The sequence below is a fragment of the Parvibaculum sp. genome (assembly GCF_035511255.1).
Lineage (GTDB): Bacteria > Pseudomonadota > Alphaproteobacteria > Parvibaculales > Parvibaculaceae > Parvibaculum.
Window position 1 is genome coordinate 1 of sequence record NZ_DATKFR010000057.1, and the last position, 10277, is coordinate 10277.

10 protein-coding genes, 1 tRNA gene and 1 pseudogene are annotated in these 10277 nt (G+C 62.9%); 9 read left to right on the top strand and 3 right to left on the bottom strand.

Features of this window, described 5'->3' with window-relative positions; translation table 11 throughout:
* The first annotated feature begins 251 nt into the window (after positions 1–251).
* The gene (locus VMR03_RS01895; protein ID WP_325401721.1) at positions 252–2375 is read left to right on the top strand and encodes a sodium-translocating pyrophosphatase; all 2124 of its coding nucleotides are present in this window, start codon (positions 252–254) and stop codon (positions 2373–2375) included.
* Between the two features lie 143 nt (positions 2376–2518).
* Here the strand turns inward: VMR03_RS01895 and VMR03_RS01900 are convergent, their stop codons facing one another.
* A complete protein-coding gene (locus tag VMR03_RS01900) occupies positions 2519–3043 on the bottom strand; it encodes an outer membrane protein assembly factor BamE (RefSeq protein WP_325401723.1) in 525 nt (174 codons plus the stop codon).
* Between the two features lie 116 nt (positions 3044–3159).
* Between VMR03_RS01900 and VMR03_RS01905 the strand changes: the two genes are divergently transcribed.
* The 7 genes from VMR03_RS01905 (at position 3160) to VMR03_RS01935 (ending at position 7659) form a co-directional block, all read left to right on the top strand.
* Positions 3160–3732, top strand: a complete 573-nt coding sequence (locus tag VMR03_RS01905) for a ubiquinol-cytochrome C chaperone family protein (protein WP_325401725.1) — start codon at positions 3160–3162, stop codon at positions 3730–3732.
* Complete coding sequence (locus VMR03_RS01910; RefSeq protein ID WP_325401729.1) at positions 3729–4289, top strand: DUF177 domain-containing protein; 561 nt, start codon at positions 3729–3731, stop codon at positions 4287–4289. Before VMR03_RS01905 ends, VMR03_RS01910 begins: the two co-directional genes overlap by 4 nt.
* Before the next feature lie 130 nt (positions 4290–4419).
* A complete protein-coding gene (gene plsX / locus VMR03_RS01915) occupies positions 4420–5499 on the top strand; it encodes a phosphate acyltransferase PlsX (protein ID WP_325401731.1) in 1080 nt (359 codons plus the stop codon).
* Positions 5496–6473 carry a beta-ketoacyl-ACP synthase III gene (locus VMR03_RS01920; protein ID WP_325401733.1) on the top strand — a complete coding sequence of 326 codons (978 nt, stop codon included), beginning with the start codon at positions 5496–5498 and terminating at the stop codon, positions 6471–6473. The genes plsX and VMR03_RS01920 overlap by 4 nt, the downstream gene beginning before the upstream one ends.
* 120 nt (positions 6474–6593) lie before the next feature.
* The gene (locus tag VMR03_RS01925) at positions 6594–6911 is read left to right on the top strand and encodes an integration host factor subunit alpha (protein ID WP_325401735.1); all 318 of its coding nucleotides are present in this window, start codon (positions 6594–6596) and stop codon (positions 6909–6911) included.
* 81 nt (positions 6912–6992) lie between these two features.
* Positions 6993–7457 (top strand): MerR family transcriptional regulator, encoded by a 465-nt coding sequence (locus VMR03_RS01930; RefSeq protein ID WP_325401741.1) that lies wholly within the window; start codon positions 6993–6995, stop codon positions 7455–7457.
* A gap of 125 nt (positions 7458–7582) precedes the next feature.
* Positions 7583–7659, top strand: a tRNA-Pro gene (locus tag VMR03_RS01935).
* A 345-nt stretch (positions 7660–8004) separates the two neighbouring features.
* On the opposite strand, the gene VMR03_RS01940 is transcribed toward VMR03_RS01935, so the two are convergent.
* On the bottom strand, positions 8005–8232 hold the full coding sequence (locus VMR03_RS01940; RefSeq protein ID WP_325401737.1) for a DUF2842 domain-containing protein: 228 nt from the start codon (positions 8230–8232) through the stop codon (positions 8005–8007).
* Positions 8233–8346: 114 nt separating this feature from the next.
* On the opposite strand from VMR03_RS01940, the gene VMR03_RS01945 reads away from it, so the two are divergent.
* Positions 8347–9384 carry a COX15/CtaA family protein gene (locus tag VMR03_RS01945; protein ID WP_325401739.1) on the top strand — a complete coding sequence of 346 codons (1038 nt, stop codon included), beginning with the start codon at positions 8347–8349 and terminating at the stop codon, positions 9382–9384.
* A 139-nt stretch (positions 9385–9523) separates the two neighbouring features.
* Here VMR03_RS01945 and VMR03_RS01950 read toward each other — a convergent pair.
* Positions 9524–10277: pseudogene (locus VMR03_RS01950) on the bottom strand (PLP-dependent transferase); the annotation flags it as partial.

The window sequence follows — 10277 nt, forward strand, 5'->3', positions numbered from 1 at the left end:
TCGATCGGCGCGGGATGAGGCGCCGCTCGCGCCCCACGGAGAGATGTTGTTCGAAGGTCATGAGCACGGAAAGCCCGCAGGCCTGGAGGACGAAGAGCTTCGTGTCAGTGTAGAGCCTGACTTGAAAGGTTCCCCGCCCGCATTTGGCATCTTCCGCGGCATTCTGCGTTCTGGAGGGGGGCTTGCCGGACCGTTCTGGTTTACGGCCATGTCCCGGATGACATTCGTCAAGGGAAATCAAGGACAAAACAATGAGCACTGCGTTGTGGGCTATCATAGGCTGCGGCGGTCTCGCAATCCTGTACGGCATTTTCGCGGGTCGTTCCGTGTTGTCGGCGGATGCGGGTAATGCACGCATGCAGGAAATCGCTGCGGCGATCCAGGAAGGTGCGGGCGCCTATCTCAATCGCCAGTACACCACCATCGGCATCGTCGGCGCCGTCATCTTCGTGCTGATCTCGTGGCTGCTGGGCATCAAGGTCGGTGTCGGCTTCCTCGTCGGCGCCGCGCTTTCGGGCGCCGCCGGCTATATCGGCATGCTGGTGTCGGTCCGCGCCAACGTGCGGACGACGCAGGCCTCGTCGAAGAGCCTCGCCGCCGGCCTCTCCATCGCCTTCCGCGCCGGCACCGTGACCGGCATGCTGGTCGCCGGTCTCGCGCTCCTCGCGGTCGCGGTCTACTTCGCCTTCCTGACGGGCTATCTCGGCTATGAAGCCAACTCGCGCGACGTCATCGACGCGCTCGTCGCCCTCGGTTTCGGCGCTTCGCTGATCTCGATCTTCGCCCGTCTCGGCGGCGGCATCTTCACCAAGGGTGCGGATGTCGGCGGCGATCTCGTCGGCAAGGTCGAAGCGGGCATTCCCGAGGACGATCCGCGCAACCCGGCGACGATCGCCGACAACGTCGGCGACAACGTCGGCGACTGCGCCGGCATGGCCGCCGACCTTTTCGAGACCTATGCGGTGACGCTCGTCGCCACCATGGTTCTCGCCTCGATTTTCTTCTCGGGCGGCACGGGCGAAACCGTGCTCAACATGATGACCTATCCGCTCGCGATCGGCGGCTCGTGCATCGTCACCTCGATCATCGGCGTGTTCTTCGTCCGTCTCGGCAAGAGCAACAACATCATGAATGCCCTCTACAAGGGCTTCGTGGCCTCGGCGATCCTGTCGCTCGGCGCGCTCTGGTTCGTCACCGACAAGGTCGTCGGTTTCGACACCTCCTTCACCGTCGGCACGCTCACCTATACGGGCCTCAGCCTCTACGAGTGCGGCGTCGCCGGTCTCGTCGTGACGGGTCTCATCATCTGGGTCACCGAATACTATACCGGCGTCACCTTCCGCCCGGTGAAGAGCATCGCCTCGGCGTCGGTCACCGGTCACGGCACCAACGTCATCCAGGGTCTCGCGATCTCGATGGAAGCGACGGCGCTGCCGGCGATCATCATCGTGGTCGGCATCCTCGTGACCTACAGCCTTGCCGGTCTCTTCGGCATCGCCATCGCCGTCTCGACGATGCTGGCGCTCGCCGGCATGGTTGTCGCGCTCGACGCCTTCGGTCCGGTCACGGACAATGCGGGCGGCATCGCCGAAATGGCCGATCTTCCGGCCTCGGTGCGCAAGACGACGGACGCACTCGACGCCGTCGGCAACACGACGAAGGCGGTCACCAAGGGCTATGCGATCGGTTCGGCGGGCCTCGGCGCGCTGGTTCTTTTCGCGGCCTATACGCAGGACCTGAACTTCTTCTCTGCGTCGCCGGAAACTTATCCCTACTTCATCGGGGTGACGCCGGACTTCTCGCTTTCGAACCCCTTCGTGGTGGTCGGCCTCTTCATCGGCGGTCTGCTACCCTACCTCTTCGGTTCGATGGGCATGACGGCCGTCGGCCGTGCGGCGGGCTCCGTCGTGGAAGAAGTGCGTCGTCAGTTCAAGGCCGATCCGGGCATCATGGCGGGTACCTCGAAGCCCAACTATGCGCGCGCGGTGGACATGCTGACCAAGGCGGCGATCAAGGAAATGATCGTTCCCTCGTTGCTTCCCGTGCTGTCGCCCGTCGTGCTCTATTTCGTCATCCTGCAGATCGCCGGCAAGTCCGAGGCGTTCTCCGCGGTTGGCGCGATGCTGCTCGGCGTCATCGTCACCGGTCTCTTCGTCGCGATCTCGATGACCTCGGGTGGCGGCGCCTGGGACAATGCCAAGAAGTACATCGAGGACGGCCATCATGGCGGCAAGGGTTCTGAAGCCCACAAGGCCGCCGTCACGGGCGACACGGTCGGCGATCCCTACAAGGACACCGCCGGTCCGGCCGTCAACCCGATGATCAAGATCACGAACATCGTGGCGCTTCTGCTGCTCGCCGTGCTCGCGCACTGAGCGGAGACTTCGCGAAGGAAAAGCCCCGGCCGAAATGCCGGGGCTTTTTCATTGAGCGTTGCGCTTCATGACAATCGGCGACGGCAAAATCAAAAGGCCCCGCGAGAGTGCGGGGCCTTTGTCCGTTGAAGCTCTAGGGGAGCCTAGCCGCCGGGGCGGCCTGGCGTCGGACCGCTGCCCTTCTTGTCGTCCTTCGCCTTGTTGAAGCGGCCGAGATTGCTGAAGATCTGACCGAGCACGGTGAGCTCCTTGCCGCGGGTTGGCGTGGCGCGCGTCTGCAGGTCGACGATCTGACCGTCTTCGAGCCCGTAATAAGCGACCTGATCGACCACGTCTTCCTTCGAGAAATAGACGGCGACGACCGTGCGATCGACTTCCTCCGGCGGATAGAAGGCCTCCGTCTCGAAGGTGCTGCTGATGTAGTAATAGGCTTCGCCCTCCGGACCGTCGGGAATAGTCGAAACGGTGGAAGGAGAGCCCATGATGTCGCGGACCTGCTCCTTGGTCGTCTGGTTGGGCTTGATCCGTTTCAGGTTCTTTTCATCGAGGACATAGCCGCGTTTCTCGACGATCGGCGAACAACTGGTCAGCGCGGTAGAGCCGAGCGCCGTCAGACAAGCCACGGCGACCAGCAAACTTGCGCGGCGCCGCGGATGTTGGGAAGTCATGTTGGAGAACCCTCCTGGCCCATAGATGTTAGATTGACCTACCCCTGTCGCTCGCTAAATTCAATCTGCTTCTGAGCCGGGCGACGTGCCCGGTCCCCGGGCGACGGAGTAAAGCCATGATATGGAAAAGAATTTTCGGTCGCTCGGACCGTGACGAAGTGCCGTTTGCCCTCTATCGGGCGCTGGTTGCCCAGGCGCGGATGCCCGGTCTCTACATCCATGCCGGTGTGCCGGACACGCTGGAAGGACGCTTCGAGATGGTGATGCTTCACGCTTTTCTGGTGCTCAGGCGTTTGAAAGATGCCGAAGAACCGGGCCGGGCACTGGCGCAACGCATCTTCGACATCATGTTCGACGACATGGACCAGACGTTGCGCGAAATAGGTGTCGGCGACCTGTCGGTCGGCAAGAAGATCAAGAAAATGGCCTCGTCCTTTTACGGCCGCATGGCGGCTTACGACGCCGGTCTCGCCGATGCGGATGAACATGTTCTGGCCGATGCGATTCGTCGCAATGTCTTCGCCGAGATGGAGGTACCGGCCAGCCAGGTCGCGGCGCTCGCCGATTATGTGCGGGCCTGTGTAGCCGCGCTGGCGGAGGAGCCGGACAGCGCCTTCTTCGAAGGCCGGGCGAGCTTCGCGGCCGCGCCATTGGTCCCCCCAGTTCTCGCCGAAGGACCGATCGCATGACCGGCCAGCCGAAACCCGAATTCAGTATCGATATCGCCCTCGACGATCTGCCGCCGCAGGGCAGGGCGATTACCTTCGAGGCGAGTGCCGCCGAATGCGCGGCACTCGCAAAGCGCTTCGACCTCATCGAACTGAGGTCGCTCAAGGGCGAGGCGAACATGCGGCACTGGCGCAAGCTGGGCGTCGCGCTCGAGGGGCGGTTCGAGGCGGACGTCGTACAGGCATGCGTGGTGACGCTGGAGCCGGTGCCGAGCCGGTTAGCGGAGCGGTTCAAGGTTCACTTCCTGCCAGCCGACATGCTCGAGGAAGCGGCCGGTGGGCCGGGTGCCGAACGCGAGATCATAATCGACACCGAGAGCGACGAGCCGCCGGAGCCGTTCGAGGCCGGTCACATCGACGTGGGCGAGATGATTGCCGAGCAACTTGCTCTCGCGCTCGATCCCTACCCACGAAAAGAGGGCGTGAGTCTCGATGAGCCTTTGGCGGACCAGGCCGAAGCGGACGAAGTGAAGCCGAATCCTTTCGCCGCGCTCGAAAAACTCAAGAAAAAAGATTGAAATCCCGAGAAAACAAGGCGGCAAGAGTCGGTTGTCTGGCCACCGCAACCTTGTATCTTCTGGGCGGGCTGCCGGGAGGCGATCGAAACCGGTCGCCGAAGGATTCCGGCTGGAAGGGAAAGGGGCTTAGGTGACGCGTGGACTCACGATAGCGCTGGACGGCATGGGGGGCGACCATGGTCCGGCAACGGTGATCGGCGGCGCCGATATCGCGTCCGTCCGCCATCCGGATGTACGATTTGTGATATTCGGCGACGAGGCGAAGATGCGTCCGGTGCTGAACGATCATCCACGCGTCGCGGCGGTGAGCGAGATCGTTCATACCGAGGTCGCGGTCGCCATGGACGACAAGCCAAGTCAGGCGCTGCGCCGCGGCCGCAAGACCAGCAGCATGTGGCTCGCCATCGACGCGGTGAAGACGGGCCGTGCGCAGGCCGCCGTCTCGGCCGGCAACACCGGTGCGCTGATGGCGATGGCCAAGGTCATCCTGAAGACGATGCCGCATGTCGAGCGTCCGGCGCTCGCCGCCATGTGGCCGACGGCGCGCGGGGAGAGCATTGTTCTCGATCTCGGCGCGACCATCGGGCCCGACGCGCGCCAACTCGTGCAGTTCGCAGTCATGGGCGAGGCCTATGCCCGCGTCATCTTCGGACTCGAACGGCCCACTGTAGGCCTCTTGAATATCGGCGAGGAGGAAGTCAAGGGAACCGAGCAGGTCAAGGAAGCCGCGCAGATGTTGCGCGAGGCGAAGCTCCCCATGCGCTTTCACGGTTTCGTCGAAGGCGACGACATATCGAAAGGCACGGTCGACGTCGTCGTGACCGATGGCTATACGGGCAACATCGCGCTCAAGACGGCCGAAGGCACGGTCAGACTCATCGTGGAGTTCCTGCGCGCCGCCATGCGCAGTTCGATCTTGTCGCGGCTCGGCTATCTGCTCGCGCAGGGTGCCTTCAAGGCCTTGTCGAACAAGCTCGATCCGCGTACCTCGAACGGCGCGCTTTTCCTCGGTCTCAACGGTCTCGTCGTCAAGAGCCATGGCGGCACCGATCCGCTCGGATATGCCGCCGCCATCGACGTCGCCGTGGATGTCGCGTCTGCCGATCTCCTGAAGAAGATCGTCTCCGATCTCGAAGCTTTCAGCGCCTTCGAGCAGGCCGGCGGCCATTCAAATCCTGTCAGCGAAGAATCCGAGGCTGCGATATCGTGAGTATCATCCGGAGTTTTATTGCCGGCTGCGGCAGCTATCTGCCGGAGCGGCGCGTCACCAATCATGACCTTGCCGAGACCGTGGACACGACTGACGAATGGATCGTCGAGCGGACCGGCATCCATGCGCGTCATATTGCGGCTGAGGGCGAACTGACCTCGCATCTGGCCCTCAAGGCGGCGCGCGCGGCGATCGCAGATGCCGGTATCGACGCTCAGGAAATCGACACGATCATCCTTGCGACCACGACGCCGGATAACACCTTCCCCGCCACCGCCGTCACTGTCCAGGCGGAGCTGGGCCTCCATCACGGGGCCGCCTTCGACGTGCAGGCGGTGTGCTCGGGCTTCGTCTACGCCCTCACCATCGCCGACACCTTCATCCGTTGCGGTCAGTCGCGGACTGCGCTGGTCATCGGCGCCGAGACTTTCACGCGTCTTCTCGACTGGACCGACCGGACGACCTGCGTCCTTTTCGGCGACGGCGCCGGCGCGGTGATCGTCAAGGCGGGAGAAGGCGAAGGCACCAATGCCGACCGCGGCATCCTGACGGCGCATCTCCATTCCGACGGGCGCTTCAAGGAGAAGCTCTATGTCGATGGCGGCCCGTCCTCGACCAAAACGGTCGGTCACGTCCGCATGGAGGGCCGCGAGGTCTTCCGCCACGCCGTCGTGAACATCGCCGATACGATCAACGAGTCGTTGGCGGCCACGGGGCTGACCGCGGCGGATATCGATTGGTTCGTGCCTCATCAGGCCAATAAGCGCATCCTGGACGGTACGGCCAAACGCATCGGCCTGCCGCCGGAAAAGGTCGTCGTTACGGTCGGCGAGCAAGGCAACACATCGGCGGCCTCTGTGCCGCTGGCTCTCGACATTGCCCTCAAGGACGGCCGAATCAAGCGGGGCGACCTTGTCCTGCTTGAGGCGATGGGCGGCGGCTTCACCTGGGGCTCGGTGCTGGTGCGCTGGTGACAGCCATCCCTGAATCCATGTAATCCGGCACAAGACAACCTGAGAAAATTGAGCCATCCTATTGATATTGACGGGTTTCTCCGCCCGCAATACGTTTAGGCGAACCTGGAGGAAGAGGCCATGGGGGATACGATTACACGGGCTCACCTGAGTGAGGCCGTTTATCAGGAGGTCGGCCTGTCTCGCAACGAGTCGGCGGACCTCGTTGAGTCGGTGCTTCAGCACATCTCGAATTGCCTCTCGAACGGCGATACTGTGAAGTTGTCGTCCTTCGGCTCGTTCTCGGTCCGCCAGAAGGGCGGCAGGATGGGTCGCAATCCAAAAACCGGCGAGGAAGTCCCGATCAAGCCGCGGCGGGTTCTGGTTTTCCGGCCGAGCCATGTGCTCAAGGAGCGCATCAATGCGGCGCTGAGCGGCAAGGCCGCAGCCGCCGAATAGTATTCAACCCGAGGCGTTCCCTTGACCAGACCGGTATTCAGAGATCGGATCGGGGAACGCCAGCAGGGACATGTTTTGTCTATACAAAAATCGCCCGACGCCTTCCGGACCATCAGTGAAGTCGCTGCCGAACTCGACGTTCCGCAGCACGTCCTCCGATTCTGGGAGAGCAAGTTCAATCAGATTCGCCCGCTGAAGCGCGGTGGCGGACGGCGCTATTACCGACCCGAGGATGTCGATCTTCTGCGCGGTGTGCGCACGCTCCTCTACAATGATGGCTACACGATCAAGGGCGTACAGAAGGTCTTCCGCGAGCAGGGCGTGAAATTCGTCAGCGAGACCGGCAAGGGCACGGTCGATGCGTCCCTGGCAGAACTGGCGCGTGAGGCGGTCCAGCGCAGCGAGCGCGAGGAAATCGCGTCCGGTAGCGGCGGGGCGCTCGATGCCGCCGGCAAGCAGACCCTCGAGGCGATCCTCGACGAACTCGTCACGCTCAAGGAAGAGATCGACGAGACGCTTTGGGAGACCGAGGGCGACGAGGCCTGAGGGATGCGTTCCGCGTCCCGAAAATTACCAGCAAAAGGTCGGATTGAGGCGTTGCCCCCCGGAGGGCCCGCGTCTATATTCCGCGCCTTCGGAACGGGCCTCGGCCCACTTCCCACCGGTTTTGTCGGAGCGTAGCGCAGCCCGGTAGCGCACTTGTCTGGGGGACAAGGGGTCGTCGGTTCGAATCCGGCCGCTCCGACCATCCGCCTTCGCTAAAGCTTCGGCGTGACTACGCCGGAGCGTCAGCGAGGGCGGATGCCACGCCGAAACGAAGTGGAGGCGGGCTTCGTGAAATATGTCTATATGCTGCAAAGCGAGCCCTTTCCCGACCGGCACTACGTCGGATGTACGGGCAATCTGGGCTCTGGAAGGGCGTTCGCCAAACGCCATTTTTGATCGCGGAGAACCCTTTCTTTATCGGCCGGGTTGCGGCAATCTCCGGCGCAAATCCCGAGTCTCAGGAGTCTTCGATGACCAGCATTCTGCCGATCGTGATCTTCCTTCTGGTGATGTTTGCCCTGAACAAGGTGCAGACCGGCCGCTTCCTCTAAGCTTTTCCCGGCTCGTCCGGGCGCAGCATCCAGATCATCAGGTAGCGGGCCGGAAAGGCCCAGATGGTGCCGGCGATCAGGTAATAGAGAAACTGCACCAGCCCATGTTCCGGCAGATGTCCGCTGACGGCGATCGTCATGATCAGGAACGAGTAGAGCACCAGGAAGACCAGCAGCACCACGGTGCCGATGAGCTTGCGGGCGCGAAGGGGCAGGCGGCGCATGAGAGTCTCCGTCGCTTCCAGAAGCGGATCGCGTTCTGATACGGCATTCTCGCCGGCTCCGCAAAGCCGGTTCCGCAAACGGCCGGATCTAAAACGGGACGTCGCGAGCTATCCATGACCATCAGCCTTGAAACAGAGATCGTCGGAACCGGGGCCGCCCGCCGGCAGATCGCAATCTGGCTCTTCGGCGTTGCGGGGCTGATCTTCGCGATGGTGGTCGTTGGCGGGCTGACGCGGTTGACGGAATCGGGCCTCTCCATCACGGAGTGGAAGCCGGTGATGGGTGCGCTGCCGCCGCTGAGCGACGCAGCCTGGGCCGATGCCTTCGAGAAGTACCGCCAAATCCCCCAGTATGAACTCGTCAACAAGGGCATGACGCTCGGCGACTTCAAGGCGATCTTCTGGTGGGAATGGAGCCATCGCTTTCTTGGCCGCTTCATCGGCTTCGCCTTCCTCGTTCCCTTCCTCTGGTTTTTCGCCACCCGCCGCATCGAACGCGCGCTGGCGCCGCAGCTTGCGATCATGTTCGTGCTGGGCGGGCTTCAGGGCGTGCTCGGCTGGTGGATGGTGAAGAGCGGGCTGTCGGATCGCATCGACGTCAGCCAGTACAGGTTGACCGCGCATCTTGGCCTCGCCACGCTGATCTACGCCTATATGGTCTGGGTCGCGCTCGGCCTCTGGCGCGAACATGCGCCTGTCGCCGCGAGCCGGGGCTTGCGCCGGGGCGCTGTCCTGCTCGCCGGCCTGATTTTCTTTCAGATGCTGCTCGGCGGCTTCGTCGCCGGTCTCAAGGCCGGCTACATCTACAATACATGGCCGCTCATCAACGGCGCCTTCGTCCCCGCGGACCTTTTCTTCGTGACGCCGTGGTGGAAGAACTTCTTCGAGAGCCAGCTCACGGCGCAGTTCGATCACCGCATGGTCGCCTATCTCGTCGCCATCGCGACGGCGTGGCACTGGTGGGCCGCCCGCCATGTCGCGGAGACCTCGCGCAGCGCGACCTGGCTCGCGCTGGCGGTGATTGCCCAGATCGGCCTCGGCATCTGGGCGCTGCTCTGGGTGGTGCCGATCCCACTCGGCGCTGCCCATCAAGCAGGCGCGCTCGTCGTCCTCACGCTTGCGATTATGCATGCGCGGCGGTTGAGCGCCTGATCTTCGCTCTGTTCTCGTTCCCTTTTTCGTCATGCGCGGACTTGATCCGCGTATCCATGACTTCCTTCTCGTCACTCGGAGAAAGACGTGGATACGCGGGCCAAGCCCGCCCATGACGAGGAAAGAGGACCCTAAAAAACTAAGCGTTCAACGCCTGATCGAGATCGGCGATCACGTCGGCAGGTTCTTCGAGCCCGACGGAGAGCCGCACCACGTCGGGACCGGCACCCGCCGCCTTCTGCTGCTCTTCGGTGAGCTGGCGATGTGTCGTCGATGAGGGATGGATAATGAGGCTCCGCGTATCGCCCACATTGGCGAGATGGGACAGGAGCTTCACCGAATTGACGAGCTTCACACCCGCCTCATAGCCGCCCTTGACGCCGAAGGTGAAAACGGCGCCCGCGCCCTTCGGCGAATATTTCTGCTGGAGCGCGTGATAGCGATCGTCGGGCAGGCCGGCATAGGACACCCAGCTTACCTTCGGATGCGTCTTCAGATATTGCGCGACCTTCAGCGCCGAATCCGAATGACGCTGCATGCGCAGCGGCAGCGTCTCGATGCCGGTCTGGATCATGAAGGCATTGAAGGGCGAGATCGCCGGCCCGAGATCGCGCAAGCCCAGCACGCGGCAGGCGATGGCGAAGGCGATATTGCCGAACGTCTTGTGGATTTCGAGCCCGTGATAGGAGTCGCAAGGTTCCGAAAGCATCGGATATTTGCTGCCCTACGACCAGTCGAACTTGCCCGCATCGACGATGATGCCGCCCATCGAATTGCCATGGCCGCCGAGGAACTTCGTCGCCGAATGAACGACAATGTCGGCGCCATGCTCGATCGGACGGATGAGGTAGGGCGAGGCGAGGGTATTGTCGACGATGAGCGGAATGCCGGCC